Source organism: Achromobacter pestifer, assembly GCF_013267355.1.
Lineage (GTDB): Bacteria > Pseudomonadota > Gammaproteobacteria > Burkholderiales > Burkholderiaceae_B > Achromobacter > Achromobacter pestifer_A.
Genome location: NZ_CP053985.1, coordinates 4,521,789 through 4,546,941, shown reverse-complemented (window position 1 = coordinate 4,546,941; position 25,153 = coordinate 4,521,789). Strand labels below are relative to the sequence as shown.

Annotated in this window: 27 protein-coding genes and 1 pseudogene; 21 read left to right on the top strand and 7 right to left on the bottom strand. The window is 65.8% G+C overall.

Annotation, left to right across the window (positions count from 1 at the left end):
- Nucleotides 1-313: 313 nt before the first annotated feature.
- The 6 genes from FOC84_RS21615 (at nucleotide 314) to FOC84_RS21590 (ending at nucleotide 6,779) form a co-directional block, all read left to right on the top strand.
- Nucleotides 314-1,513 (top strand): ABC transporter substrate-binding protein, encoded by a 1,200-nt coding sequence (locus FOC84_RS21615; protein WP_088142065.1) that lies wholly within the window; start codon nucleotides 314-316, stop codon nucleotides 1,511-1,513.
- 118 nt (nucleotides 1,514-1,631) lie between these two features.
- Nucleotides 1,632-2,498, top strand: a complete 867-nt coding sequence (locus FOC84_RS21610; protein ID WP_173146238.1) for a branched-chain amino acid ABC transporter permease — start codon at nucleotides 1,632-1,634, stop codon at nucleotides 2,496-2,498.
- A gap of 22 nt (nucleotides 2,499-2,520) precedes the next feature.
- Complete coding sequence (locus FOC84_RS21605) at nucleotides 2,521-4,302, top strand: branched-chain amino acid ABC transporter ATP-binding protein/permease (protein WP_173146237.1); 1,782 nt, start codon at nucleotides 2,521-2,523, stop codon at nucleotides 4,300-4,302.
- Nucleotides 4,295-4,999, top strand: a complete 705-nt coding sequence (locus FOC84_RS21600; RefSeq protein WP_173146236.1) for an ABC transporter ATP-binding protein — start codon at nucleotides 4,295-4,297, stop codon at nucleotides 4,997-4,999. Before FOC84_RS21605 ends, FOC84_RS21600 begins: the two co-directional genes overlap by 8 nt.
- Nucleotides 5,000-5,019: 20 nt before the next feature.
- The gene (locus FOC84_RS21595) at nucleotides 5,020-6,015 is read left to right on the top strand and encodes an NAD(P)H-quinone oxidoreductase (protein ID WP_173146235.1); all 996 of its coding nucleotides are present in this window, start codon (nucleotides 5,020-5,022) and stop codon (nucleotides 6,013-6,015) included.
- Nucleotides 6,012-6,779 (top strand): SDR family oxidoreductase, encoded by a 768-nt coding sequence (locus FOC84_RS21590; RefSeq protein WP_173146234.1) that lies wholly within the window; start codon nucleotides 6,012-6,014, stop codon nucleotides 6,777-6,779. The genes FOC84_RS21595 and FOC84_RS21590 overlap by 4 nt, the downstream gene beginning before the upstream one ends.
- A 51-nt stretch (nucleotides 6,780-6,830) precedes the next feature.
- Here the strand turns inward: FOC84_RS21590 and FOC84_RS21585 are convergent, their stop codons facing one another.
- The gene (locus FOC84_RS21585; protein ID WP_173146233.1) at nucleotides 6,831-7,484 is read right to left on the bottom strand and encodes a thiopurine S-methyltransferase; all 654 of its coding nucleotides are present in this window, start codon (nucleotides 7,482-7,484) and stop codon (nucleotides 6,831-6,833) included.
- A gap of 165 nt (nucleotides 7,485-7,649) precedes the next feature.
- Here FOC84_RS21585 and FOC84_RS21580 point away from each other — a divergent pair.
- A pseudogene (locus FOC84_RS21580) lies at nucleotides 7,650-8,066 on the top strand (transposase); the annotation flags it as partial.
- A gap of 95 nt (nucleotides 8,067-8,161) precedes the next feature.
- Here the strand turns inward: FOC84_RS21580 and FOC84_RS21575 are convergent.
- Complete coding sequence (locus tag FOC84_RS21575; RefSeq protein WP_254241731.1) at nucleotides 8,162-8,812, bottom strand: imm11 family protein; 651 nt, start codon at nucleotides 8,810-8,812, stop codon at nucleotides 8,162-8,164.
- A 153-nt stretch (nucleotides 8,813-8,965) separates the two neighbouring features.
- Nucleotides 8,966-10,012 (bottom strand): aldo/keto reductase, encoded by a 1,047-nt coding sequence (locus FOC84_RS21570; RefSeq protein ID WP_173146231.1) that lies wholly within the window; start codon nucleotides 10,010-10,012, stop codon nucleotides 8,966-8,968.
- Nucleotides 10,013-10,329: 317 nt separating this feature from the next.
- On the opposite strand from FOC84_RS21570, the gene FOC84_RS21565 reads away from it, so the two are divergent.
- From FOC84_RS21565 to FOC84_RS21525, 9 genes are all read left to right on the top strand, one after another.
- Nucleotides 10,330-11,292, top strand: coding sequence for an AraC family transcriptional regulator (locus FOC84_RS21565; protein ID WP_173146230.1), 963 nt, complete (start codon nucleotides 10,330-10,332; stop codon nucleotides 11,290-11,292).
- Between the two features lie 118 nt (nucleotides 11,293-11,410).
- Entirely contained in the window at nucleotides 11,411-12,712 is a 1,302-nt protein-coding gene (locus FOC84_RS21560) for an alanine racemase (RefSeq protein WP_173146229.1), read from the top strand.
- 3 nt (nucleotides 12,713-12,715) lie between these two features.
- Nucleotides 12,716-13,384 (top strand): amino acid ABC transporter permease, encoded by a 669-nt coding sequence (locus FOC84_RS21555; protein WP_173146228.1) that lies wholly within the window; start codon nucleotides 12,716-12,718, stop codon nucleotides 13,382-13,384.
- A gap of 11 nt (nucleotides 13,385-13,395) precedes the next feature.
- Complete coding sequence (locus FOC84_RS21550) at nucleotides 13,396-14,046, top strand: amino acid ABC transporter permease (protein ID WP_173146227.1); 651 nt, start codon at nucleotides 13,396-13,398, stop codon at nucleotides 14,044-14,046.
- Nucleotides 14,033-14,773 (top strand): amino acid ABC transporter ATP-binding protein, encoded by a 741-nt coding sequence (locus FOC84_RS21545; protein WP_173146226.1) that lies wholly within the window; start codon nucleotides 14,033-14,035, stop codon nucleotides 14,771-14,773. Before FOC84_RS21550 ends, FOC84_RS21545 begins: the two co-directional genes overlap by 14 nt.
- Before the next feature lie 24 nt (nucleotides 14,774-14,797).
- Entirely contained in the window at nucleotides 14,798-15,583 is a 786-nt protein-coding gene (locus tag FOC84_RS21540) for a transporter substrate-binding domain-containing protein (protein ID WP_173146225.1), read from the top strand.
- 24 nt (nucleotides 15,584-15,607) lie between these two features.
- A complete protein-coding gene (locus FOC84_RS21535) occupies nucleotides 15,608-15,955 on the top strand; it encodes a RidA family protein (protein WP_013395491.1) in 348 nt (115 codons plus the stop codon).
- Between the two features lie 66 nt (nucleotides 15,956-16,021).
- A complete protein-coding gene (locus tag FOC84_RS21530) occupies nucleotides 16,022-17,056 on the top strand; it encodes a succinylglutamate desuccinylase/aspartoacylase domain-containing protein (RefSeq protein WP_173146224.1) in 1,035 nt (344 codons plus the stop codon).
- A gap of 25 nt (nucleotides 17,057-17,081) precedes the next feature.
- The gene (locus FOC84_RS21525) at nucleotides 17,082-18,170 is read left to right on the top strand and encodes a LacI family DNA-binding transcriptional regulator (protein ID WP_173146223.1); all 1,089 of its coding nucleotides are present in this window, start codon (nucleotides 17,082-17,084) and stop codon (nucleotides 18,168-18,170) included.
- 32 nt (nucleotides 18,171-18,202) lie between these two features.
- Here FOC84_RS21525 and FOC84_RS21520 read toward each other — a convergent pair whose 3' ends face one another.
- The gene (locus FOC84_RS21520) at nucleotides 18,203-19,021 is read right to left on the bottom strand and encodes a 2-keto-4-pentenoate hydratase (RefSeq protein WP_173146222.1); all 819 of its coding nucleotides are present in this window, start codon (nucleotides 19,019-19,021) and stop codon (nucleotides 18,203-18,205) included.
- A 107-nt stretch (nucleotides 19,022-19,128) separates the two neighbouring features.
- Between FOC84_RS21520 and FOC84_RS21515 the strand changes: the two genes are divergently transcribed.
- The 3 genes from FOC84_RS21515 to ycaC all read left to right on the top strand — a co-directional run bounded on the left by FOC84_RS21515 (nucleotide 19,129) and on the right by ycaC (nucleotide 21,556).
- On the top strand, nucleotides 19,129-20,076 hold the full coding sequence (locus FOC84_RS21515) for a LysR substrate-binding domain-containing protein (protein ID WP_173146221.1): 948 nt from the start codon (nucleotides 19,129-19,131) through the stop codon (nucleotides 20,074-20,076).
- 113 nt (nucleotides 20,077-20,189) lie between these two features.
- Nucleotides 20,190-20,867, top strand: a complete 678-nt coding sequence (locus tag FOC84_RS21510) for a hydrolase (RefSeq protein WP_088142081.1) — start codon at nucleotides 20,190-20,192, stop codon at nucleotides 20,865-20,867.
- Nucleotides 20,868-20,929: 62 nt separating this feature from the next.
- The gene (gene ycaC / locus FOC84_RS21505) at nucleotides 20,930-21,556 is read left to right on the top strand and encodes an isochorismate family cysteine hydrolase YcaC (protein ID WP_173146220.1); all 627 of its coding nucleotides are present in this window, start codon (nucleotides 20,930-20,932) and stop codon (nucleotides 21,554-21,556) included.
- Between the two features lie 79 nt (nucleotides 21,557-21,635).
- Here ycaC and FOC84_RS21500 read toward each other — a convergent pair whose 3' ends face one another.
- Nucleotides 21,636-22,784 carry a sterol desaturase family protein gene (locus tag FOC84_RS21500; protein ID WP_173146219.1) on the bottom strand — a complete coding sequence of 383 codons (1,149 nt, stop codon included), beginning with the start codon at nucleotides 22,782-22,784 and terminating at the stop codon, nucleotides 21,636-21,638.
- 253 nt (nucleotides 22,785-23,037) lie between these two features.
- On the opposite strand from FOC84_RS21500, the gene FOC84_RS21495 reads away from it, so the two are divergent.
- Entirely contained in the window at nucleotides 23,038-23,262 is a 225-nt protein-coding gene (locus FOC84_RS21495; RefSeq protein WP_013395499.1) for a YdcH family protein, read from the top strand.
- 180 nt (nucleotides 23,263-23,442) lie between these two features.
- Nucleotides 23,443-24,045 (top strand): LysE/ArgO family amino acid transporter, encoded by a 603-nt coding sequence (locus FOC84_RS21490; RefSeq protein WP_173146218.1) that lies wholly within the window; start codon nucleotides 23,443-23,445, stop codon nucleotides 24,043-24,045.
- Nucleotides 24,046-24,073: 28 nt separating this feature from the next.
- On the opposite strand, the gene FOC84_RS21485 is transcribed toward FOC84_RS21490, so the two are convergent.
- Both FOC84_RS21485 and FOC84_RS21480 read right to left on the bottom strand, forming a co-directional pair.
- Entirely contained in the window at nucleotides 24,074-24,388 is a 315-nt protein-coding gene (locus FOC84_RS21485; protein ID WP_173146217.1) for a hypothetical protein, read from the bottom strand.
- A 13-nt stretch (nucleotides 24,389-24,401) separates the two neighbouring features.
- The gene (locus tag FOC84_RS21480; protein WP_173146216.1) at nucleotides 24,402-25,112 is read right to left on the bottom strand and encodes a GntR family transcriptional regulator; all 711 of its coding nucleotides are present in this window, start codon (nucleotides 25,110-25,112) and stop codon (nucleotides 24,402-24,404) included.
- Between the last annotated feature and the right edge of the window lie 41 nt (nucleotides 25,113-25,153).

Sequence of the window (25,153 nt, the reverse complement as noted above, 5' to 3'; positions counted from 1 at the left end):
TGATTCTTATGAAAAACGGCCGATTGATGATATACGATATATGAAAAAAACCGCCAGCTTCTGACGTTTATTGCAACCGGGTCATACATCGAAATGTGTCATCCCGAAGTGGCAAAAGCACCTGAATTTTCTCGACATCATCCCGCTAAGTCTTTATTCATGCGGCTTTAGGGAATTCCCCGATTCGGCGGGTTACGGCCCCAACTAGAATCCAAGGCGGGGTTTGCTACCCGCCCGGCCGATATATCATATATTCAAAAAAACGGACCAAACAAGAAAGTCCGCATCCCATACCGACAAAGGAGCGTAGACAGTGTTCAAGTTCAACAAAATTGCTTTGGCGCTGGGCGTGTGCGGCGCGCTGGCAAGCGGCACCGCAGCGGCCGACATGAAGGTAGGCGCCCTCTTCCCGTTCAGCGGCGCGCTCGCGCTCCTGGGACAAGAGAGCTATCGCGGCCTGGAGCTGGCCGTCAACGAAATCAATGCCGCGGGCGGGGTCAACGGCGAGAAGATCGAGATCATCAAGGCCGACGCCGTCGACCCGACCCAGGCCGTGTCGGAGACCAAGCGCCTGATTTCCTCCAACGTGGTCGGCGTGTTCGGCAGCTACGCGTCCGGCATTTCCTACGCGGCCTCGCCCGTGACCGAACTGGCCGGCGTGCCCTATTTCGAGCTGGGCGCCACCGCGCACAAGATCACCACCCGCGGCTACAAGTACCTGTTCCGCAGCAACCCCAACACCGCGCTGTACGGCGTGTCGGTGGTCAACGCGCTGCACGACTCCATCGCGCCGGGCATGGGGCTGAACCCCAAGGACATCAAGATCGGCATCATCCACGAGGACGGTCCCTATGGCACCGACGTGGCCGCCACCGAGAAAAAGCGCGCGCAGGAGCTGGGCTATACGGTTGCGGAAGTGCTGCCGTACTCGGCCAAGACCGTGGACCTGTCCTCGCTGATCCTGCGCCTGAAAGGGGCCAAGGTCGACGTGGTGCTGCAGACGGCCTACCAGAACGACGCCATCCTGTTCTTCAGCCAGGCGCGCGCCGCGGGCTTCAAGCCCAAGGTGGTGATCGGCGCGGGCGGCGGCTATTCGCTGGCCGACACGGCCAAGGCCGTGGGCGCGGACATGAACGGCGTGTTCGACCTGGACTTCCCCCAATCCTCCATCAATCCTGCCGGCGCGCCCGGCCTGGACAAGTTCCTGGAAGCCTACAAGGCCACCTACAAGAGCGATCCGCAGTCCGGTCACAGCCTGACCAACTACGTCGGCGCCAAGGCTTTCTTCGAAGCCATCGGCAACGCCAAGTCCACGGACAAGGACAAGATCCGCGCCGCGGTCCTGGCCTACAAGAAGCCGGCCGGCCAGACCGCCAACGGCTGGGCCTTCGACTTCGGCGAAGACGGCCAGAACAACGCATCCACGTTCTACGTGATGCAGTGGCAGGACGGCAAGCTCGTCACCATCGCGCCCAGCAACCTCGCACTCGGCAAGCCCGTCTTCAAGAAATAAGCGCCGCGCCAGTGCTCAGGCGCTCGGGGGCGCCTGACGTTTCCCGGGGTCCGCGCGCCCTGACCCTGCCGACAGTTCGGCCGGATCAGGGCCGCTGCCCGCTCTAAGAGGTTGCAACATGGAACTATTCATTCAACTGGTCATCAACGGCCTGTTGCTGGGCGGCGCGTACACCATCATCAGCCTGGGGCTGACGTTGATCTTCGGCGTGGTGCGGGTCGTGAACTTCGCGCACGGCGAGTTCCTGATGATAGGCATGTACATGGTCTATCTGATCGCGGCGCAATTCGGCGTGCATCCCTACGCCGGTCTGGTGCCGGTGGCAGTCATCCTGTTCGCGCTGGGCGCGCTGACGCAGAAGGGCATCATCCAGCCGCTGCTCAACGCCGACCAGCACATCCAGATCTTCGCCACGGTGGGCGTGTCCACCATTCTGCTGAATCTGGCCCTGGTCATCTTCGGCGCCAACGTCTACCGCGCGCCGGTGGAACTGGGCACCAACGCCATTGAAATCGGCCCCTATTCGATGGTGAGCGGGCAGATCGTCACCTTCGTGATCGGCCTCACCCTGGCGGTGCTGCTGCACCTGTTCATGCACCGCACCTACCTGGGCCGCGCGCTGCGGGCCGTGGCGCAGCACCGCTATGCCGCCACCCTGATGGGCGTAAACGTCAACAACGTCTACGCCATCGCCTTCGGCCTGGGCACGGCCTTCGTCGGCATCGCCGCCGGCCTGCTGGCGCCACAGTATCCGGTGTTTCCGACGGTGGGCACCTACTTCGTGCTGACAGCCTTCGTGATCGTGGTGCTGGGCGGCCTGGGCAGCCTGTACGGCGCCGTGGCCGGCTCCATGATCATCGGCATCGTGGACACGCTGGCCGGCTTCTACATCGCCCCCGACCTGAAAGAGGTCGTGTATTTCGGGATCTTCCTCTTGATCCTGGTGCTGCGTCCGAACGGCCTGTTCGGCGTCGGCACAGAGTGATCAGAGCAACAAGGAGCGAGATGTGTTTCCCGATATTCGACACCCCAAGACCTACGTCAGCCTGGTCCTGCTGATCGCGATGTTCATTGTGCCCGTGATCATGGGCACGCCGTTCTGGACCAATCTTTTCGTCCTGCTGTTCGTGTTCTCGGCCCTGTCGGTGGCCTGGAACATCGTCGGCGGCTACGCCGGCCAACTGTCCCTGGGCCACGCGGTGTTCTATGGCATCGGCGGCTATACCGCCACGCTGCTGACGCAGAACTTCGGTATTTCGCCGTGGTTCGGCATGCTGGCGGGCGCGGTGATCTCGGGAGCCGTCGCCATCCTGATCAGCTACCCCACCCTGCGGCTGCGCGGCCCGTTCTTCGCGCTGGCCACCATCGCCATCCTGGAAGTGGTGCGCCTGCTGGTCATCCACGAAGAAAGCTGGACGGGCGGCTCCAGTGGCATCAGCCTGCCACTGAACATAGGCTGGACCTGGATCGTGTTCCGCGAGAAGGTCAATTACGTGATCATCGCCTTCGGCCTGTTCCTGCTGGTGACCTGGGCATCCTGGTACATCCGCAAGTCGCGCATCGGCCACTACCTGATCGCGATCCGCGAACGCGAGGACGCGGCGCTGGCAGTCGGCATCCATACGGTGCGCATGAAGATCATCGCAGCGGTCGTGTCCGCCATGCTGACCAGCATCATCGGCACCTTCCACATCACCTACCTGACTTTCGTGGATCCCAGCTCGGCGTTTTCGCTGGAGCTGTCGATCCAGGTGGCCATGTTCGCGCTGATCGGCGGGCTGGGCACGGTGGCCGGCCCCATCGCCGGCACCTTCCTGGTGCTGCCCATCGCCGAGCTGGCGCGCGGCTGGCTCAGCAGCGTGGGCAACGGCATGCACGGGCTGATCTATGGCCTGATTCTGGTGGCGGTGGTGCTGACCATTCCGCGCGGCCTGGCCGGCGCCTTCGGTCCGGCCATCGAGCGCTGGCTGTCGCGCCTGCCCTATCTGGGCGCGCCGCGCGTCAAGCGCAAGCTGGCCGACGAGCTGCGCCTGCACAGTGCGCAACGCACGGAGCAGCCGGTGCTCAAGGCCGACAAGCTGTTCAAGAGCTTCGGCGGCCTGCGCGCCACCAACGACGTGTCGCTGACGCTGAACCAGAACGAGATCCTGGGCATGATAGGCCCGAACGGCGCGGGCAAGACCACGGTGTTCAACCTGCTGTCGGGCTTCCTGTCTCCGGACAAGGGCGGCATCAGCATGCTGGACGCGCACGGCAAATGGGTCACCTGCAAGACGCCCGACGAATTCGCGCATCAGGGGCTGGGCCGCACTTTCCAGATCGCCAAGCCCTTCACCGGCCTGACCGTGCTTGAAAACATCATGTTGGGCGCCTTCATCCACACCTCCAACCGCGATGAGGCCGAGCAGATCGCGCTCAAGGTCGCCGAGCAGACCGACCTGGTGAAATCCCTGGACATCGAAGCGCGCAACCTGACCGTGGGCGGCATGAAGCGCCTGGAGGTGGCCCGCGCGCTGGCGATCAAGCCGCGCATCCTGCTGCTGGACGAGGTGATGGCGGGCCTGAACCCGACCGACATCGAGAAGTCGATCCAGATGATCCGGCGCATCCGCGATTCGGGTGTGTCGGTGCTGCTGATCGAACACATGATGCAGGCCACCATGGCGCTGTCCGACCGCATCATCGTGCTGAACGAAGGCGCGGTGCTGGTCAGCGGCGCGCCCAAGGACGTGGTGGAGAACCCGGCCGTCATCGAAGCCTATTTGGGCAAGGAGTACCAGGATGCTTAAGGTTTCGAATCTGTCCTCGGGCTACGGCAAGAGCCAGGTCCTGAACGGCCTGAACTTCGAGGTCCACGCGGGCGAGATCGTCACGCTGATCGGCGCCAACGGCGCCGGCAAGACCACCACCTTGAAGACGCTGTGCGGCGTCATCGGCGCCATGGAAGGCAAGGTCGAATTCGAAGGCCAGGACCTGACCAACCACAAGCCCTACGACATCGTGGACGCCGGCATCACCATGATTCCCGAAGGCCGCCAACTGTTCCCGCACTTCACCGTGCGCGACAACCTGCTGATGGGCTCATACAAGCGCGCCGCCCGCCCCATCGTGCAGCGCAAGCTGGACGAGGTGCTGGGCATCTTCCCGCGAGTGAAGGAACGGCTGAGCCAGTACGCCGGCTCGCTATCGGGCGGCGAACAGCAAATGGTGGCGATCGCGCGCGGCATGATGGCCGATCCCAAGCTGCTGGTGTTCGACGAGCCCTCGCTGGGCCTGTCGCCGCTGCTGGTGCAGCAGATGTTCGACATCATCCGCGGCGTCACCGCGCACGGCGTCACCGTGCTGCTGGTGGAGCAGAACGTGTTCCGCACGCTGCGGCTGGCGGACCGCGGCTATGTGCTGGAGAACGGGGCCATCGTGCGCACCGGCACCGGCGCCGAGCTGCTGAACGACCCGCATGTGAAGAAGGCCTATCTGGGCCACTGATTACCAAGGATCCCCTTTTTATGTCTTTACGCTGCACCTATATCGACCACGGCCAGGGCGGCACGCCCGATTGCATGCGCTTGGCCGAACGCGACATGGAGACGCCCGCCGGCCGGCAGGTGCTGATCGAAGTCGCCTATGCCGGCGTCAATCGTCCGGACGTGCTGCAACGCTCCGGCTCCTATCCGCCGCCTCCGGGCGCATCGCCCCATCTGGGGCTGGAGGTATCCGGCACCGTCATCGCCACCGGCCCCGATGCCAGCCTCTGGAAGGTCGGCGACGAGGTATGCGCGCTGACGCCGGGCGGAGGCTACGCCCAGTACTGCCTGGCGGACGAGCGCCATTGCCTGCCAGTGCCGCGCGGCCTGGACCTGTTGGCGGCCGCAGCCATCCCCGAGAATTACTTCACCGTCTGGACCAATGTGTTCGACCGCGCGCGTCTGGCGGCCGGCGAGCGCTTCCTGGTGCACGGCGGTTCCAGCGGCATCGGCCTGACCGCGATCCAGCTGGCGCGCGCCTTCGGCGCCGAAGTCTGGACCACGGTCGGCAACCAGGAAAAGGCCGACGCCTGCCTGGCCGCCGGCGCGCACCATGCCGTGCTGTACCGCGATGCTGACTTCGAGGCCGCCGTGCGCCAGGGCAGCGGCGGTCCGGGCGTGGACGTTATCCTGGACATGGTGGGCGGCGCCTACATGAACAAGAACCTGCGGCTGCTGGCAGTTAACGGCCGGCTGGTGCAGATCGCGTTCCTGGAAGGCAGCAAGGCCGAGATCGACGCCATGCCCATCATGCTCAAGCGCCTGCAGTTCACCGGCTCCACCTTGCGCCCCCGTTCCGACGAGGACAAGGGCGCGATTGCCCGCGCACTGGCGGAAAGGGTGTTGCCGCTGATGGAACAGGGGCAGTGCCTGCCGCGCATCCACAAGGTGTTTCCGCTGGCCGAGGCCGCGCAAGCCCACGCGCTGATGGAAAGCAGCAAGCATATCGGCAAGATCATGCTGAAGGTGGCCGCATGAGCGGGCGCTTCAAGGACCAGGTCGCCATCGTGACCGGCGCGGTCGGCGGCATAGGCTCGGCCATCGTCGAGGGCTTCCTTTCCGAGGGCGGCCGCGTGGGGCTGATCGATTTCAATTCGCAGGGCGGCCAGGCCTACGAGAAGGAACTGCGCAAGCGCGGCCATGACGTCTGCTTCGTGCACGCGGACGTGGCGCGCTTCGAGGAATGCCAGGCGGCCTACGAGCGCATCAGCCGCGAGCTGGGCGCGGCCACCATTCTAGTGAACAACGTCGGGATCTCGCCGAAGACCGATGGACGCGCGCTGAAGGTCTGGGAGATGCCGCCCCGGGAATGGGAGAACGTGGTTGCCGTCAACCTGAACAGCGTGTTCTACATGACGCATCTGGCCACGCCGCACATGGTGCGCGAGCGCCAGGGCCGCGTGATCAATATGTCGTCGGTGGCCGGCCGCGCCTATTGCGACATCGTGGCGGCGCACTACGCGGCCACCAAGGCCGGCCTGATCGGCCTGACGCGCCACTGGGCCGCCGAACTGGGTGAACACCAGGTCACGGTCAACGCCCTGGCGCCGGGGCGCATCAGCACGCCCTTGCTCAAGACCGTACCCAAGGAGATCAACGACGCGGTGGCGCAGGTGACCGCGCTGCGCCGCCTGGGCACGCCAGAGGAAGTGGCGGATGCCTGCCTGTTCTTCGCGTCGGACCAGGCCCGCTTCGTCACGGGTCAGGTGCTGGACGTGGCCGGCGGCTGGCTGATGACCTGAAGGAATCGCGTGCAGCGCCCGCGCGAGTTCAGGCGGGCGCCCGCTACATTCCTACGCGCCCAGGTGGTAGACCACGGTGTCCAGCCGGCTGACGCCGGCCGCCAGGAATTTCGGCTCCTTTTCCAGGATGTCGCGGCGGTCGATGATTCTGGCAGGCGAGACGTCCGCAAAGATCTTCTGCACTTCGCTGTCCACGACTGAGAACGGCGGCCCCGGCATTTCTTCCTGGGGGTAGTCCAGCGTGATCAGCAGGCCTTGATAGGCGGGCGACAGATTGCCGTAGACGTGGCGCACGTAGTCCGCGCGCATGGCTTCGGGCAGCGCCACCAGCGCGGCGCGGTCATAGGCGCCGACGCAATGCGACAGCAGTTGCGCATCCAGCTTGAAGATGTCGCCGCAGATGATCTCGATGCTGCCCGCCACATAGTGCTTGCCATAGACGGACACGTGCGTGAGCGGCTTGAGTTCGTTTTCTTCGAAGAACTGCTCGACCGCGAGCTGCGACAGCTCGATACCCAGCACGGAGTGTCCCTGCGACGCGATCCACACCATGTCCAGCGACTTGCCGCAAAGCGGCACCAGCACCCGGCCGTCCTTGGGCACGCCCAGCGTCGGCCAGTACTTCTGCAGCAGCGGCGTGACCCGCGATTGCTGAAAATGCGTGCGCCCTTCGCGCCAGCGCTCCAGCCAGAATTCCGCGTCCATGCCTAGTCTGCCTCCAGTGTCATCGTTGCGAGGCATTGTAGTTCGCCGGCCGCCGCAGGCGCGCGGCGGCGTAACGGCGCAGGCACTCCACACAGGATGCCTGCGCCGGCGCCAGGGACTTGGAGCGTGTTATGAACTTTGCCGTGATCGCGCTATCGTAGTTGGATGACAGCCTGTCGCCCTTACCCAACAGCTGTGACCGATGACGAACGGGCGTTTGCTGCGCCGTGCCTGACGCTGATGGATCCTGAGGCAAGGCAGGGCAAGTACGATCTGCGACTGATGTTCAATGCCCTGCGCTGGATGGCGCGAGCGGGTGCCCCGCGGCGGTTGATGCCTCACGAGTTTCCGCCTTGGGAGGCGGTGTATCAGCAGACGCGGCGTTGGCTTCAGGCCGGCTGCTTCGAAGCGATGGTCAATGATCTGCGGTCTGTGTTGCGCGTCGCCCAGGGAAAGCAAGGTCAACCCGGTGCGGTCATCCTGGATGGCCGCACGTTGCAGTCGACGTGCGAGAGCGGCCCACGCGCCGGCTACGATGGCTACAAGCGCAAGAAAGGGAGCAAGGTTCACATGGCTGTGGACGCTTGCCGGAGACACTGGCGGGGCTTCACTTCGTGGTCTTCAGCATGCTGATGCCGGGAAATGCTGCCAACCTACTCCAAAGTTCACAACACGCTCTAAATATCGGCCACATCGCGCAGCCGTACGCCGGAGAAGTTGGCCGCACTCAATGCATCAAACATCGCGCGGTCGCAGATGGGAGGTGCTCCCATGCGATCCTGGCGGAAGATATGGGCATCTCCCACAGCATCCTGTTTGAACACCAAGCTGGCTCCGCCGACGAGGCTATAAAGTTTCTCGTCCTCGCCGGTCTGATAATTGTGGTCGAGCTTGATCCTCACGCGAGAAGAGGCTTCGTCCAGGGCATCGAGTCTGCGCAGCACATTGCCTAGGTAGTACTGAGGGGCGGGGCTGCCGTCGGCAAGGCTGAAGTCGCATGCCACAAATGCAAACGCCTCGGCGTCCAACTGCTCAAACAGTTGCTTCAACGGCTCCGACACAATCCATATGCCAGCGAGCTCTTCCAGATCGCGTGGCATTCCGCCCTTCTCCGGTACATGAACCAGGTGGGGACGCTCCGGATACTGATCTGGCATTCCATTGGGACGCGAAACGACATGCATCCCCGGATCGATCAGCTTCTCTTCGTTGGCGATTTCGATGCCGGGAACCCTGCCGTTTCCCAAGAAGCTGGCGTCGATCAGGAAAAATTCGCCCTTATGAGATGCGGCTTCGGCTGAAACTTCAATGGCGGTCGGTTCGGTCACGGTGGCTTCCATCATGGATGCGGGGGCAGAACGGGAATGCAGTTGAGCCGATGCTAGCGGGGCTTTAGCGCAGCCACAAGTTCCGTCGAAGTGGTCTTCAGCATGCTGATGCTGGGAAATGCCGCCAACCTACTCCAACGTTCATAGCACGCGCTAAGCCGCGCCCGATTCGCTCAGCTGCTTGCGGCGGTACTCACCCTGGCGCACATGCATCCAGCCCGGATACTCCGGCGGCAAGGCGCTGACCTGATCCAGCTCGGTCAGCTCGTCCGCCGTCAGCCGGATGCTTGTGGCCGCCAGATTGTCGTCCAGCTGATCCACCCGCTTGGCGCCGATGATGACGCTGGTCACGGTCTGCTGGTGCAGCAGCCAGGCCAGGGCCACCTGCGCCACGGACACGTTGCGCGCGCTGGCGACGCGCTTGAGCACGTCGATGCTATCGAAGGCCCGCTCGTGATCCACCGGAGGAAAGTCGAACAAGGCCCTGCGGCTGCCGGCCTCGGCCTGGCCGTCGCGGCTGTACTTGCCGCTGAGCAGGCCGCCGGCCAGCGGGCTCCAGACCATCAGCCCCACGCCTTCGCTTTGCAGCATGGGCACGATCTCGCGCTCCAGGTCGCGGCCGGCGATCGTGTAGTAGGCCTGCAGCGATTCGAAGCGCGCCAGTCCCAGGCGTTCGGCGATGCCCAGCGCCTTCATGATCTGCCAGGCGGCCCAGTTGGACACGCCGACGTAGCGCACGTGGCCGTGCTGCACCAGGTTGTCCAGCGCCCTGACCGTTTCCTCCACCGGGGTGGCGGGATCGAAGCCGTGGATCTGGTAGAGGTCGATATGATCCAGCTGCAGGCGCGACAGGCTCTGCTTGACGCCGTCCATGATGTGCGAGCGCGAGTTGCCGCGCGCGTTGACGCCGGCGCCTGTCTGGCCGAACACCTTGGTCGCGATGACGACGTCCTCGCGCGCCACCTTCAAGTCGCGCAGCGCCTGGCCGGTGATGACCTCGGAACGGCCCTCGGAGTAGACGTCGGCAGTGTCGATGAAATTGACGCCCGCATCCAGCGCGCGGCCCACCAGCCGGTTGGCCTCTTCCTGCTGCAGGCTGCCGATCTTGCTCCACAACTCGCCTTCGCCGCCGAAGGTCATGGTGCCCAGGCAGAGTTCCGACACGAACAGGCCGGTGCTTCCGAATTTCTTGTACCGCATGGTTGCGCTCCTTCAAGGGCTGGGCGGGAGCCGGCACTCCAGGATGGAATGGCCGCGGCCCGCCTGCCGGGATGGAAGCAGTATGCGTCCGCGGCCGGGCCTGGACGTTGCTCGATCGTGCCCTTTTTTTGCCCGATTCTCCGGCGATGGCCGGCATCGGGGGCGGGCGCACTCATTCCTCCGGATTTTCTGCCCATTTCTCCATGAAGAACACAACAGCCAGGTGGAAGGCCCGTCAAGGCATACACTGAAAGCCGCCTGATCCTCCAATTTTCCGCCGCCGCCCGGCCCAGGCACGGTGCGCCACGGGAGCCCCCATGACCACGACCACCGCACATGCCGCCGACCGCGCCGTCCCGACTCTGGACGCCGCCTACGAACCGGCCCGGCGCGAGCTGCTCTGCACGCTGGAACGCATGACCGGAGACCTGGAGGGCTCGCTGGACACGCCCATCGAGGGCCTGTTCCTGCACCGCATCTCGCAACCCACCGGCGCCAAGCCCAGCTTGCAAAAAGCCGCGCTGGGCGTCATCGCGCAGGGCTCCAAGCGGCTGCTGATCGGCGACGAGGCCTATGAATACGATCCCTTCCATTACCTGATTTCCTCGGTCGATCTGCCGGTCGTGGCCAAGGTGTCGATCGCCAGCCCGACCCTGCCCTATCTGGGCCTGCGGCTGGACCTGAACGTGGAGGAAATCACCGCGCTGATCAGCGACGAAAACCTGCCGCCGCAGCCACCAGCCGAGGGCGTGCGCGCGCTTTGCGTCAATCCGCTGGGCGGCACGCTGCTGGACGCGGTGCTGCGCCTGTTGCGCCTGCTGGACACGCCGCGCGACATCCCCATCCTGGCGCCCCTGGTCAAGCGCGAGCTGCTGTACCGCCTGCTGATGAACGGACAGGGCGCGGTGCTGCGCCAGTCGGTGTTGCAGGACAGCCAGCTCAACCGCGTCGCCAAGGCCATCCGCATCCTGCGCGACAACTATGCGCAACCCCTGCGGGTGGAAGAGATCGCACGCGACGTGCACATGAGCGTGTCCTCGCTGCACCATCATTTCAAGCAAGCCACCGCCATGAGCCCGCTTCAATACCAGAAGCACCTGCGGCTGCAGGAAGCGCGGCGCCTGATGCTGACCGACGACGCCGGCGTGGCGCTGGCTGCCCATTCCGTGGGCTACGAAAGCTCGTCCCAGTTCAGCCGCGAGTACAGCCGCCTGTTCGGCTCGCCGCCCTTGCGCGACAAGCAGCGCTGGAAAGACGAAACCGCGCTGGCACCCGCCTGAAACGCCCGCGCCGCTGCTCTAGGGGATTGCCCTAATCCTATTTTGACAACGTTACCATTAGACTGCCGCCATCAAATGACAACGTTGTCATAATCCTGGATCCTTCTTCGGCGGCCGCATGAATCCCTTCCTGGAAACCCTGCTCGATACTCCCCTGGACGACACCTACCGGGGCATTCCTCCGGGCGAGCCCGCGCTCCCGCTGCGCGCGGTGGCATCCCGCCGCTGGCAGCCCAGGAACGGCGACATGGCCTTGCCCGTCCTGACGCTGGACGAGGCCGCCTTCGCCCACAACGTCGAACAGATCTTCCAGTACGCCCGCAGCCACGGCGCCGCGCTGGCGCCGCATGCCAAGACGCCGATGTCGCCGCAGATCGTGCAGCGCCTGCTGGATGCCGGCGCCTGGGGCGCCACCGTCGCCAACCTGCAGCAGGCCGCCGTGCTGCTGCGCGCCGGGGTCTCCCGCCTGATGCTGGGCAACGAGATCGGCGGCGCGGCCAGCGGCGCCCGCCTGGGCAAGCTGCTGGCGGCCTACCCGGCCGCCCGCCTGCTGGCCTTCGCGGATTCCGCCGCCACGGTGCGTTCGCTGGCGGCCGCGGCGCAGCAAGCCGGCCGCCCCGTGGAAGTGCTGGTGGAAGTCGGCGGCGGCCGCGCAGGCGCGCGCGACGATGCCGCCGTCGCGGCCATCCTGGACGCGATCCGCGAACAAGGCGGCAAGCTCGCGCTGGCGGGCGTGGCGACGTACGAAGGCGCCGTCGCCTCATCGGACGCGGTGCTCACCGCAAGCAACATCGCCGCGCTGATGGAGCGCGCCGCCCGCGCGTTCCGGCAGGTGCGCGCCCTGGCGCCGCAGGCGCCGCTGGTGTTCACCGCGGGCGGCTCGGCCTTCTTCGACCAGGTCACGCAGGCGGTTCAACCCTGGCTGGCCGAGGACGGCAACGCCCAGCTGGTCCTGCGCAGCGGCGCCATCTTCTTCCATGACCACGGCACCTATCAGCGCGCGCTGCAAGCCATGGACGCCCGCGCGGGCTTCCAGATCGACGGCCAGGCGCGCAATGCAGCCACCGATTTCCGGCCGGCCCTGCGTCTGTGGGGCGAAGTCCTGTCGCGCCCGGAGCCGGGGCTGGCGATCTGCGGCTTCGGCATGCGCGACGTGTCCTACGACCAGGACCTGCCCGCGCCGCTGGCGGCCTTTCGCGACGGCGCGGCCCTGCCCGGCTGGGATGCGCAGGCCCGCGTCACCCGGCTCAACGACCAGCACGCCTTCCTCGCCATCGCCCCGGACAGCGAGCTGGCGCCGGGCGACGTGATCGAGTTCGGCATTTCGCACCCCTGCACCTGTCTGGACCGGTGGCGCGTGTTCTTCGGCCTGGATGCCGACGGCCGCGTGCAGTCGGCCTATCGCACGTTCTTCGGATAAGCCATGCAACAGCTGAACTTCCAACAGATCTGGCGCTACCGCGAACAGCTCTGGGACGGCATCCAGGTGACGCTGGAGCTGACCCTCATTGCCGTAATCGCCGGGCTGGCCATCGGACTGGCCGGCGCCATGCTGACGCGCCATGGCTCCAAGTCGGTCAAGCTGGCGCTGCGCGCCTATGTCGAGGTGTTCCGCAACACGCCGTCGCTGATCCAGCTGTTCGTGGTGTTCTTCGTCCTGCCGGGACTGGGCCTGCGCATGCCGCCCTTCATGGCCGCGGCGCTGGCGCTCAGCCTGTACTTCGGCGCCTATGCCATCGAAATCCTGCGCGCCGGCCTGGATTCCATTCCACGCAGCCAGATCGAGGCCGGCCACTGCCTGGGCCTGAGCACCTGGCAGGTATACCGGCACATCGTGCTGGCGCCCGCCTTGCGCAACGTCTATCCGGCCCTGGGCACGCAGCTGGTCATCCTGCTGCTGGGGACCTCGCTCGCCTCGCAGGTGTCGGCCGAGGATCTGTTCCATGCCGGCAGCTTCATCGAAAGCCGCACCTACCGCAGCTTCGAGGTCTATGCGGTGATCTGCGGCATTTATTTCACGCTGGTGCTGATCACCAAGGCCTTGCTGGCCCTGGCCGGCAGCCTGGCCTTCACCTGGCCCGTGCGCCGCTAGGAGCCGCAAGCATGCGTACATTCACCCTGAGCGATTTCGCCTCCCTGCTCAGCGCGCTGCAGTGGACCGTGGCCCTGGTGCTGATCGCGCTGGCCATCGGCGCGCCGCTGGGCCTGGGACTGGCGCTGCTGCGCGGCCACCGCTCGGCGCCGCTGCGCTGGCTGGCCGCGGCCATGCAGCAACTGGTCCAGGGCGTGCCGCTCCTGGGCCTGCTGATGTTCTTCTACTTCGGCATGCCGGTGTTCCTGGGCATCGAGGTGCCCGCGCTGACGGCCGTCAGCGTGGCCTTCATCATCTACACGGCGGCCTTCCTGGGCCAGATCTGGTACGGCGGCATCCAGGCCGTGAAGCACGAGCAGTGGGAAGCCGCCGCCTGCCTGGGCCTGTCCAAATGGCATCAGTTCCGCCACGTGATCGCGCCGCAGGCGTTCCGCCTGTCGCTGCCGCCCACGGTGGGCTTCCTGGTGCAGCTCATCAAGGGCACCTCGCTGGCCTCGGTGGTGGGCTTTGTCGAACTGGCGCGCGCCGGACAGATCGCCAGCGCCGCCACCTTCCAGCCGCTGCTGGTCTATTCCTGCGTCGCGTTGCTGTACTTCGCGGCGTGCCTGCCCCTGACGATGTGGGCGCGTAACCTGGAGGGCCGCTTCCATGGCGCTCGTTGAAGTCTCCAACATCCACAAACGCTTCGGCGCCAACGCCGTGCTCAACGGCGTCTCGCTCGACGTCAACGAAGGCGAGATCGTCACCATCATCGGCCGTTCCGGCTCGGGCAAGTCCACCTTGCTGCGCTGCCTGAACGCGCTGGAAACGGTGGATGACGGCGACATCCGCATCGGCGGCGAACGGGTCCACGCCGCCATGCCGGGCCTGCGCCAGTTCCGCCAGCGCGTGGGCATCGTGTTCCAGCAGTTCAACCTGTTCCCGCACCTGAACGTGGAGCGCAACATCACGCTGGCGCCCACGCTCAACGGCAAGATCGCCAAATCGCAGGGCCGCGCGCTGGCGCTGGACGTGCTGCGCCGCGTCGGCCTGGCCGAAAAGATCGACGCCTATCCGGCCCTGCTGTCAGGCGGCCAGCAGCAGCGCGTGGCGATCGCCCGCTGCCTGGCCATGGCGCCGCAACTGATGCTGTTCGACGAAGTGACCTCGGCGCTGGACCCGGAGCTGGTGGGCGAAGTGCTGAAGGTCATGGAAGACATGGCGCGCCAAGGCATGACCATGGTGCTGGTGACGCATGAAATGGCCTTCGCCCGCAACGTCGCGTCCAAGGTCGTGTTCATGCACCAGGGCCGTGTCTGGGAACAGGGCCCGCCCGCCGAACTCTTCGCCAACCCCCAAACCCCCGAGCTGCGCCAATTCATCGGCACGGCCGCGCCGTCCACCCACTAAGTCATCCGCCCCTGGAGTCATTGCATGAAACTGTACGCCAAGCTGGCCGCCGCCGCGGCCCTCTGTCTCTCCCTGGCCGCCCCCGCCTCGGCCGCCGACAAACTGCAGGACGTGCTGGGCGCGGGCAAGCTGCGCGTGGGCGTGCTGATGGACGCCGCACCCTGGGGCTTCAAGGACGCCCGGGGCGAGGCCGCCGGCCTGGACATCGACCTGGCCCGGCTCATGGCCGCCGACATGGGCGTGAAGCTGGAGCTGGTGCAGGTCACCGGCGCCAGCCGCATCCCCAGCCTGCTGGCCGGCAAGGTTGACGTGCTGATCGCGGCCGCCGGCGCCACGCCTGAACGCGCCCAGCAGGTCATGTTCTCGCAGCCCTACGCCGCGGTGAACCTGGGCGTCTACGGCGGCGCAAGCATGCCGCAGGCCAAGACCGTGGACGAACTGAAGGGCCACAGCATCGCGGTCGCCAAGGGTTCCACCTTGGACATCTGGCTGACCGACAACGCGCCGGGCGCCAAGCTGGTGCGCTTCGAGGACACGCCTTCGGCCGTGGCGGCCTATCTGGCGGGGCAGTCTGAATCGTTCGCCGAGAACAGCGCCATCGCGCTCAAGGTGGCCGAGGACAACACTGCCCGGGCGCCGCAGCTCAAGTTCCTGATCCGCCAGTCGCCCGCCCACGCCGCCGTGCAGCAAGGCCAGCAGAATCTGCTGAACTGGATCAACACCTTCCTCTTCGCCAACCGCCTGAACGGCAAGCTGCCGGCCCTGCAGGAAAAGTGGTTCAAGGAAGCCCAGACCCTGCCGCAGATGTAAACGGCCCACAACCCAAGGACTCGCATGATCAAACGCTACAAATCCGGCTCGCGCATGAGCCAGGCCGTTTCGTACAACGGCTTCGTGTTCATCGCCGGCCAGGTGGCCGACAACCGCCAGGGTTCGCTGGAATCGCAGACCCGCGAAGTGCTGGCGAAGATCGAGGCGCTGCTGGCCGAGGCCGGCAGCGACAAATCCCGTCTGCTGGCCGTGGACGTGTTCCTGCCCGCCATCGGCGACTTCGACGCCATGAACCGCGTCTACGACGCCTGGATCGATCCCGCCAACCCGCCGGCCCGCGCCTGCGTCGAGGCCCGCCTGGCCGACCCCGACCTGCGGGTCGAGATGACCGCCGTCGCCGCGCTGCGTTAAGGGCGCGCTGCTGCAGCCCTCCAATCCCTTTTCGCGCCGCCTTGCGCGGCGCTGTTGTATCTCCCCATGCATACCGGCCTGTTTCACGACATAGATTTCGACGCCGACGGCAAGGCGCTCAGTTTCCTGGGCACCCCCTATTCGGTGGACCGTTCGCCCTACTACCAGATCAAGACGCCCATCTGCCGCATCCGCAACGGCAGCGGCCCGCGCGTGCTGCTCATGGCGGGCAACCACGGCGACGAATACGAAGGCGAGGTCGCCCTGGGCCGCCTGATCCGCCGCCTGGACCCCACTCGCATGCGCGGCGAGGTCACCATCCTGCCGCTGGCCAACCTACCCGCCGTGATGGCGGCGCGGCGGCGCTCGCCGCTGGACAACGGCAACCTCAACCGCGCCTTTCCCGGCGTGCCTGGCGGCACCCCGACCGAGCGCCTGGCGCACTTCCTCGAACACGAGCTGTTCCCGCGCCATGACGTGGTGTTCGACATCCATTCCGGCGGCACCTCGATGGCGCACCTGCCCACCGCCCTGATCGAACGCCAGGACTCGCCCGAACGCATGGCGCGCGCGCTGGACCTGATGGGCTCGCTGGGCATGGGCCACGCCTTCGTCGCGGCCAACGGCCGCGACGCGCCCACCTCCATGGCGGCGGCGGCGCGCGCGGGCGCCATCGGCATCAGCGGCGAATTCGGCGGCGGCGGCACCCTGACCCCGGCGACGCTGGCCGCGACCCAACGCGCCATCGACAACCTGCTGCAGAAGCTGGGCGTGACGGACGCGCCGCTGCTGGGCCCGCACGAGTCCGGGGCGCCCGCCATGCAGCTGCTGGAGCTGGACAGCCACGAGCAGAACATCTTCGCCACCCGCCGCGGCTGGTTCGAACCGGCGGTCGACATCGGCGCGACCGTGCGCGCGGGCGATGTCGCGGGCTACTACCACGACCTCAACCAGCTGGACGCGGAAGAGGAAATCCTGCGCTTCCGGCAGTCGGGCATCGTCATTTCGCGGCGCCTGCATACGGACTGCGAATCCGGCGACAGCCTGATCCAGGTCGCGCGCCCGGTCGGCCGGACTGATATCCTGACGGCTGCCGCCTGATCCCGGAACAATCAAAAGAAATCGCATGACCCACCGGCCCGCGCCTCCTTCCGCTCCCACCTACGACGACGTGCTGCGCGTGCGCCCCGAGGGCGCCGCCGCGCCCGCGCGCGCAGCCGCCCCCGCCAAACCGCCGCGCATCGAGGAAGTGGCCAGGCTGGCGGGGGTATCGCCCATCACGGTGTCGCGGGCGCTGCGCCAGCCCGAGAAAGTGGCTCAAGCAAAACGCGAGCGCATCCTGCAGGTGGTGGCGCAGACCGGCTATGCCTCGAATCCGCACGCGCGGGCCCTGCGCTCCGGACAGTCCAGCGTGGTCGCGGCCTTCGTGTCCAACATCCTCAGCCAGCAGTTCGCGCTGGCCGTGCAGGGCTGCGCCGAAGTGCTGGAGCCGCAGGGCTACCAGCTGATGGTGGGACAGACCTCGTATTCCTACGCCAAGGAAACCAGCATGATCGCCTCGCTGCGCGCCCTGCGGCCCGCGGCGGTGCTGTTCACCGGCGTCATCGAACTCGAGGAAAACCGCCAGTCGCTGCGCGAGCTGGGCATCCCCATCATGGAGACCTGGGCCTATCCGCGCGACCCCATCGACATGCTGGTGGGCTTTTCCAATTACGACGGCGGCGTCATGGCCGCACACCATCTCGCCGAACGCGGCTACCGCCGGGTCGCCTTTGTGGCGCGCCAGGGCGGACGCGGCGATCTGCGCCGCCAGGGCTTCAAGGCGGCTGCGGCCGAACTCGGTCTGCAGGTCGTGGCCGAACTGGCGGTGGACAATGCGCAGACTATCGCCGACGGCCGCGCGGCCTTGGCCCGCCTGCTCGCCATGGGCCAGGGCTTCGACGCCGTGTTCTGCGCCAACGACCTGCTGGCGGTGGGCGCGCTGTTCGAGGCGCGCGACCGCAAGCTCGCCATCCCGCGCGACATCGCCATCCTGGGTTTCGGCGATACCGACATCGCCAGCGAAATCGAGCCTGGCCTGACCACCATAGGCGTGGACAGCCGCAAGCTGGGCGCGCGCGCCGGCGAGCTGCTGCTGCAGCGCCTGAATGGCGGCGCGCCCGTCGCGCGCCAGGAAGTGTTTCCGCTGACGCTCAACCAGCGCGCCAGCGCCTAGATCCGGGGCCTGCCGGCGGGGCCGGCACGGGTTCACTCGTCGAACACGATGCGCAGGCCCGGCAGTCCGATGCCGTCCAGCGTGGTGCTCCATGTTTCACCCCCATGCACTGGATAGGCCTTGGTCAACGTGCCGGTCGTGACCAGTTCGCCCGCCTGGATCGCCTCGTCGGCCGGGCGTTCGGCCAGCACTGCCAGCAGATGGGCCAGCGCCGCCAGCGGACTGCCCAGCACATTCGCACCCGAACCGGTTTCGCGGTGGATGCCGTTGCAGGACAGGCCGACCCGAAAACTCGTCAGTTGCTCGATCAGCCCCGGCCCGAGCTCGGCCGGCTCCATGAGCGGTCCGATGAAGAGCGCGCCATGCAAGGCGTTGTCCGCCACCGTGTCGGCGGCCTGGAACTGCCAGGCGGGATAGTGCGACTGCACCAGTTCAAAGCCATGGGCGATCCAGTCCACGCACGCCAGTATGGCGGCCGGGTCCCGCGTTTGCGGCGGCGCGGCATGGAAGTGCAGCACGATCTCCGGCTCGATGCGCGGCTCGACATAGCGGGCCAGGCGGCAATGCACTTCGCCGGTATCGTCATACACGGCGCTGTGTTCGTAGACGCGTCCCCACACCGGAAAATCCACGCCCAGCGCCGCCCACATCGCGGCATTGGTGAACCCGATCTTGCGGCCGACGAGCAGCGCGCCCTCCGCCAGCCGCGCCTGATGGATACGCGCGGCCACGTCGTAGGCGGCGTCCAGGTCGAAGCGCGGGCGCTTGGCGGTGAGCGGCGCGATGTAAGACACATGGTCCTGCGCCGCTTTGATTTCGCGGGCGAGCGCCGCCGGGTCGGAAGCTGGCATGGTGGCTCCTGGGGGTACGCTCAAATGTAAAAGAAAACGTGCCCGCACAGTGCCGAAGCCGTTATATGCTCCCCCTGACGTCCTATTTTCAGAACAGCGGGGAAGCGATGCATGACTTGAATGACCTCTATTATTTCGTCCAGGTCGTCAAGAGCGGCGGATTCGCGCCCGCCGGGCGGGCGTTGGGCATACCCAAGTCTCGCCTCAGCCGGCGCATCGCGCTGCTGGAAGACAGGCTGGGCGTGCGGCTCATCCAGCGTTCCACGCGCAGCTTCGCCGTGACCGAATTGGGTCAGGAATATTACGAACAATGCCTGTCGATGCTGGCGGGCGCGGAAGCCGCCCAGGAGGTCATCGACCGCACCCGGGCCGAACCGCAAGGCACGATACGCATGAGCGCGCCGCCCGCGCTGATCTACTACTTCCTGGGCGACCTGGTGGCCCGCTTCATGGTGCGCTGCCCCAAGGTCCATGTCTACCTGAAGAGCTTCAGCCGCCCGGTGGACGTGCTGCGCGAGGGCTTCGACATCGCCGTGCGCGTGCGCTTCGGCCCCATCGAGAGCAGCGATCTCATCATGAAACCGCTGGGCATGAGCTGCCAGTGTCTGGTGGCCAGTCCAGCGCTGGTCCGCGGCATCACGCTGCCCGCGGATCCGCATGCCTTGAGCGAATTGCCCACGCTGGCGCTGGGCACCGAACAGCGCGAGTCCCATTGGAGGCTGGACGGGCCGGACGGCGCGCGCATCGTGGTGCCGTTCACGCCGCGCCTGGTGACGGACGACATGCTCGCGCTGAAACAGGCTGCCCTGCGCGGCGTGGGCGTGGTCGCCCTGCCCTTGCTGATGGTCCGCGAGGAACTGGACGCGGGCACCCTGGTGGACGTAGGCGCCCCCTGGCAGCCGGAAGCGGGCAGCGTCCACGCCATCTTTCCGTCGCGCCGCGGCCTGCTGCCCGGCGTGCGGGAGCTGCTGGATTTCCTGAGTTCGGAGTATCAGGACGTGGCCAAGCGCGAACACGACACGCAAGTGCGCCACAAGCTGCCCACCTTGAAGTAGCAGCAGGCTCGCGCAGCGTCCGACGAGTGGGACGCAGAAACCCATTTTTCCTGCCTACTCAGCCGCCCGAGTTGCTCCTAGGATGATTAGCCCCACGTCACCAGGAGCACACCATGAGCGTTCCCGCCAACTTCAATGGCCAGCGCCCCGTCATCGATCCCAACGATGCGGTCATGTTGCTGATCGACCATCAAAGCGGCCTGTTCCAGACGGTCGCCGATATGCCGATGACCGAGCTGCGATCGCTCGCCGGCGCACTGGCTTCCATGGCCACCCTGGCGAAGCTGCCTGTCATCACCACCGCTTCCGTGCCGCAGGGTCCCAACGGCCCGCTGATTCCCGAAATCCATGAGAACGCGCCGCACGCGAAGTACGTCGCGCGCAAAGGCGAAATCAATGCCTGGGACAATCCTGAATTCGTCGCCGCGGTCAAGGCGACCGGCCGCAAGACCCTGATCATTGCCGGCACCATCACCAGCGTCTGCATGGCCTTTCCCGCCATCAGCGCGGTGGCCGAGGGCTACAAGGTCTTCGTGGTGGTCGACGCCTCGGGCACTTATAGCAAGATGGCCCAGGAGATCACCCTGGCGCGCGTGGTGCAGGCCGGCGCCGTGCCCATGGACACGGGCGCCGTGGCAGCCGAACTGCAAAAGACCTGGCACCGCGAAGACGCGGCCAAGTGGGCCGAGGTCTACACCAAGATTTTCCCGCCCTACCAGTTGCTGATCGAAAGCTACAACCGGGCCCAGGAAGTCATCAAGAAGGGCGAAACGCTCGATTCCCAGCGCTGAGCCGCCACCGGATTTTCCTCGCGCGCCGCAGGGCGCGCAATCCTCCCCTTTTGGAGCATGCAATGACCAAGCCCTATGTGAAACTCGACAAGACCCAGGCCGCGGTGCTGCTGGTCGACCACCAGGTGGGCCTGCTGTCCCTGGTCCGGGACTTCCAGCCCGACCAGTTCAAGAACAACGTCCTGGCGCTGGCCGACCTGGCCGAATACTTCAAGCTGCCCACCATCCTGACCACCAGCTTCGAGGACGGCCCCAACGGCCCGCTGGTCAAGGAGCTGAAAGACAAGTTCCCCAAGGCGCCCTACATCGCCCGCCCGGGCAACATCAACGCCTGGGACAACGAAGACTTCGTCAAGGCCGTCAAGGCCACCGGCAAGAAGCAGTTGATCATCGCCGGCGTCGTCACCGAAGTCTGCGTGGCCTTCCCGGCGCTGTCGGCCCTGGAAGAAGGCTTTGACGTGTTCGTCGTCACCGACGCGTCGGGCACCTTCAATGAAGTGACCCGCAACGCCGCCTGGAGCCGCATGGAGCAGGCCGGCGCGCAATTGATGAGCTGGTTTGGCGTGGCTTGCGAGCTGCACCGCGACTGGCGCAACGACATCGAAGGCCTGGGGACGCTGTTCTCCAACCACATCCCCGACTACCGCAACCTGATGGCGGCCTACTCCACCGTCAAGGGCAGCAGGTAAAGTCCGCGCCGGCCGCGTCCAGACGCAGGGCCAGCTGGGCTGGATTTCCACGGCGGCGCGCAACGGGCGCGCCGCCGTTTCATTTCTTGCGGGCGAACGGGTAGGCCTGCTGCGCCAGGAAGGTGCTTGGCATGTCGTTGTCCAGGATCCCGTAGTTCTCGGGCAGGCGCTTGCTCACGCCGCGCACCGCCGTGCCGAACGCGTAATCGATGAACGAGAAATGGGCGGCGTAGTTGCGGTCGATGGCCTCGGTATCCGACGAATGGTGCCAGTGGTGGGAGTCCGGCGTCACGATGATGTAGCGCAGCCAGCCCCAGGGCACCTTCACGTTGGAATGGATCAGCACCGCCTGGAAGCCGACGATGATGATGTAGGCGTCCAGCACCGGCTTGGAGAAACCCAGCGCGAACAGCACGCCCAACACCGCGACCCGGGTGATCAGCAATTCGACGATGTGCAGGCGCGAACCGGCCAGCCAGTCCAAGGTGCGGGTGCTGTGATGCACCGCATGGATGCGCCACAGGAACGGCACCTCGTGGTAGGCGCGGTGCGCCGCGTACTGCACCAGATCCGCCACCAGCACGGCCAGGAATAATTCCACCAGATACGGCAGCGACACGATCGCCTGTTGCAGGGGCTCGTAGGCCGCCCAGGAAAACAGCCGGTGCACGAAGAAATTGATGCACAGCAGCACCGCCCCCACCGACAGGTGGTTGAACAGGAAGTGCTTCATGTCCACCTGCCATTCGCCGCGGAACACCGGCTGGCCCGGGTACAGGGGGAACAGTTTCTCGAAAATGATGAACACGGTGCTGGACGCCAGCAGGTCCAGGATGAACCAATCCAGCCCCACATAGGGATGATTGCCCGTATTGGACGTGGTCACCACCACGTTGCTGCCCCCCGCCGCGACCGCGCCGCACACCAGCAGGAAGGCCGCAATGTTCAGCCAGCGCTGGCGGCCCAGCACGGTGTTGGTCAGGGCTATCGTGCCGGACGCCAGCAGCGCCCCGAACAGCAGCGCGCGCATGGCGTCCACGTTGTAGAAGCTGCGCAGCTCCGGCGTGGTCAGGTAGGCCGGGAAATGGAACGCCAGCACGCCCAGCACCGACAGGATGGCCAGGAACAGCGCGATCACGCCGCTGATCATGCCCGTGCCCGGGCGGATCCTCCCGTCCTGCTTGAAAAGCTGTAAGACCTGTCGAAGGAAGGACGCGCGCTGATTCATTTCATCTTGATGGCAGACCACGGGGAAGCGAGTGTATCGCCGGGGACGGATCCGCATGTAAGCAAAGGTGATCAGCCGCGACAGAATCAGTGCGACCCGGGCTTGCGCGGCATCAATCCGCCGCCTGGCCGCGGCCGCCCGGGCGGTTGACAACGGCGCGGGGTTGGCGTGTCATGGAATCGAAAGCTCTATGGATCATCAGGTTCCCCGGTTTCCCGCAGTGCCCATCAACCGGTTCTTTAAAGAGGCCCCTATGTTCCCTGAATACCGCCACCTCATTACCCAACTGAAATCCGAAAACGCGCATTTCTCCGCGCTGTTCCAGCGTCACAATGACCTGGACCAGGAAATCAAGAACATGGAGGCCGGTATCCAGCCGGCGTCGGGCAATGAGGTCGAAGTGCTCAAGAAAGAAAAACTGCACCTGAAGGACAAGCTGTACGGCATCCTGCGCGCTGCCGACCAGGGCGGCAGCTGAAGGTACCGCATCGCCTTGCGGCGGCATCGGACCACGCCGGTTCCGTGCCGCCATCGCCGGCCCTGCCCTGGCTGCCGGAACATGCGTTCTAAGTTAGAAAAACTAAATAAGGATTAGGATAATTAGTTTTCCTAATCTTGCAACCAAGGCTAGTCTGTCGCCCTTCGCTGAAGGGTATCGATGACCACCGCCTACATTCCCGGATTCCTGCTCGGCCTGAGCCTCATCATGGCGATCGGCGCGCAGAACGCCTTCGTCCTGCGCCAGGGACTGCGCCAGGAACATGTCTTTGCCGTCTGCCTGGCCTGCGCCCTGTCGGACGCCATCCTGATCAGTATCGGCGTGGCGGGCTTCGGGCTGGCGGTCGGCGCCCTGCCCTGGCTGGAATCCGCCCTGCGCTATGGCGGCGCGCTATTCCTCTTCGCCTACGCGGCGCGCAGCCTGATATCGGCGCTGCGCGTCCGCCACGACAGCCTGACCCCGTCGGCCACCCGGACCGCGGGACGCGCCGCCGCGCTGGCCACCTGCCTGGCCCTGACCTGGCTCAATCCGCACGTGTACTTGGACACCGTGGTGCTGCTGGGCTCGGTCTCCAGCCAGTACGACGGCCACAAGACCGCCTTCGCGCTGGGCGCGATCTCGGCCTCGTTCGCCTTCTTTTTTGCCCTGGGTTATGGCGCGCGCCTGCTGCGGCCGGTCTTCGCCAATCCCAATGCGTGGCGGGTGCTGGACGGCTGCGTCGCCGCGGCCATGTTCGCCATCGGACTGAAGCTCGTGCTCTGAGCACTGGGGCCGCAGCCCCTGGCGCGGCCTAGCGGCTCTTGCCGGACCCGGCGGACGCGTTCACGTAGTCCTTCACCGTGCGGTCCTTGTTGAAGATCACCGTCAGCGTCTGCTGGTTGTCCATCGCGCCGTAGGCGCTGTTGTCGAAATAGAACCAGGTGGCCGTCGTCAGCCCTTCGCGAGTGACACTTTGGGACCTGGGCGGACCGAAGTCACGGACCATCTCGTCGTAGGTGGTGACGTTGAGCTTGATGGCCGCCACCTTCGATTCGGTCAGCAGGTCGCCGGAACTGCTGGCGCAGCCCGTCACGATGGCGGCCGCGAAAAGCAAGGATGTTCTCATTCTGTATTCCCTCTCAGGCCTCGTGCAGGTCTTCGACCCCGTCCAGGTAGATCCGGGCCAGCCCCTGCGCGATCGATTCCTTGATCTGTTCGGTGCGCTTGGAAATATGGCTGCGCAGGTTCTGCTGTGCCGCGGCCAGGTCGCCGGCACGCAGGGCCGCCAGTATCGCCGCATGCTCGGCCTGGGTCTTGTCGCGCCCGATGCGCTCCATGTTGATCCAACGGATGAAGCGGATGCGTTCGTTCACGTTGTGCAGCACCCGCTGCAATTCCAGGTTGCCCGACATCTCCGCCAGCATCTGGTGGAAGGTTTCGTCCAGGTGCACGAGTTCCGTGACCGGCAAGTCCGGCGACTTGCTGCGGCTGTCCGCCAGGAAAGCCTCCAGCGCATCCAGCTTCTGCGGGCTGGCGCGCTCGAAGGCCAGCTGCAGACAGGCGATCTCCAGGACCTCGCGGGTCTCGTAGAGATCGATCATTTCCTTGAGGTTCAGCTGACGCCGCACATAGCCGCGTCCGGCTTCCTCCAGGAAACCGTCGCGCGCCAGCAGGTGCAAGGCCTCGCGCACCGGCGTGCGGCTGACGCCCAGGCGTTCGGCCAGGGCCACCTCGTTGAGGCGTTCGCCGGGTTTGATTTCATAGGAAATCACCATCTCGCGCAGCTTCTCCAGCACGTGCGAGAAAGCGCGTCGACCTTTTTCCGCCGGTTCCATGCTTGTCATGTTCATTGTTTTCGTCTTGGGCTGCGGACGCCTGCGCCGGCCGCCGG

Coding starts and splice junctions, on each gene's coding strand:
- FOC84_RS21520 (WP_173146222.1), bottom strand. CDS start 19,021: ATGCCAGCTTCCGACCCGGCGGCGCTCGCCCGCGAAATCAAAGCGGCG.
- ycaC (WP_173146220.1), top strand. CDS start 20,930: ATGACCAAGCCCTATGTGAAACTCGACAAGACCCAGGCCGCGGTGCTG.
- FOC84_RS21545 (WP_173146226.1), top strand. CDS start 14,033: ATGGCGCTCGTTGAAGTCTCCAACATCCACAAACGCTTCGGCGCCAAC.
- FOC84_RS21500 (WP_173146219.1), bottom strand. CDS start 22,784: ATGAATCAGCGCGCGTCCTTCCTTCGACAGGTCTTACAGCTTTTCAAG.
- FOC84_RS21525 (WP_173146223.1), top strand. CDS start 17,082: ATGACCCACCGGCCCGCGCCTCCTTCCGCTCCCACCTACGACGACGTG.
- FOC84_RS21560 (WP_173146229.1), top strand. CDS start 11,411: ATGAATCCCTTCCTGGAAACCCTGCTCGATACTCCCCTGGACGACACC.
- FOC84_RS21485 (WP_173146217.1), bottom strand. CDS start 24,388: ATGAGAACATCCTTGCTTTTCGCGGCCGCCATCGTGACGGGCTGCGCC.
- FOC84_RS21510 (WP_088142081.1), top strand. CDS start 20,190: ATGAGCGTTCCCGCCAACTTCAATGGCCAGCGCCCCGTCATCGATCCC.
- FOC84_RS21540 (WP_173146225.1), top strand. CDS start 14,798: ATGAAACTGTACGCCAAGCTGGCCGCCGCCGCGGCCCTCTGTCTCTCC.
- FOC84_RS21570 (WP_173146231.1), bottom strand. CDS start 10,012: ATGCGGTACAAGAAATTCGGAAGCACCGGCCTGTTCGTGTCGGAACTC.
- FOC84_RS21495 (WP_013395499.1), top strand. CDS start 23,038: ATGTTCCCTGAATACCGCCACCTCATTACCCAACTGAAATCCGAAAAC.
- FOC84_RS21600 (WP_173146236.1), top strand. CDS start 4,295: ATGCTTAAGGTTTCGAATCTGTCCTCGGGCTACGGCAAGAGCCAGGTC.
- FOC84_RS21585 (WP_173146233.1), bottom strand. CDS start 7,484: ATGGACGCGGAATTCTGGCTGGAGCGCTGGCGCGAAGGGCGCACGCAT.
- FOC84_RS21480 (WP_173146216.1), bottom strand. CDS start 25,112: ATGAACATGACAAGCATGGAACCGGCGGAAAAAGGTCGACGCGCTTTC.
- FOC84_RS21590 (WP_173146234.1), top strand. CDS start 6,012: ATGAGCGGGCGCTTCAAGGACCAGGTCGCCATCGTGACCGGCGCGGTC.
- FOC84_RS21490 (WP_173146218.1), top strand. CDS start 23,443: ATGACCACCGCCTACATTCCCGGATTCCTGCTCGGCCTGAGCCTCATC.
- FOC84_RS21530 (WP_173146224.1), top strand. CDS start 16,022: ATGCATACCGGCCTGTTTCACGACATAGATTTCGACGCCGACGGCAAG.
- FOC84_RS21565 (WP_173146230.1), top strand. CDS start 10,330: ATGACCACGACCACCGCACATGCCGCCGACCGCGCCGTCCCGACTCTG.
- FOC84_RS21595 (WP_173146235.1), top strand. CDS start 5,020: ATGTCTTTACGCTGCACCTATATCGACCACGGCCAGGGCGGCACGCCC.
- FOC84_RS21535 (WP_013395491.1), top strand. CDS start 15,608: ATGATCAAACGCTACAAATCCGGCTCGCGCATGAGCCAGGCCGTTTCG.
- FOC84_RS21550 (WP_173146227.1), top strand. CDS start 13,396: ATGCGTACATTCACCCTGAGCGATTTCGCCTCCCTGCTCAGCGCGCTG.
- FOC84_RS21610 (WP_173146238.1), top strand. CDS start 1,632: ATGGAACTATTCATTCAACTGGTCATCAACGGCCTGTTGCTGGGCGGC.
- FOC84_RS21515 (WP_173146221.1), top strand. CDS start 19,129: ATGCATGACTTGAATGACCTCTATTATTTCGTCCAGGTCGTCAAGAGC.
- FOC84_RS21555 (WP_173146228.1), top strand. CDS start 12,716: ATGCAACAGCTGAACTTCCAACAGATCTGGCGCTACCGCGAACAGCTC.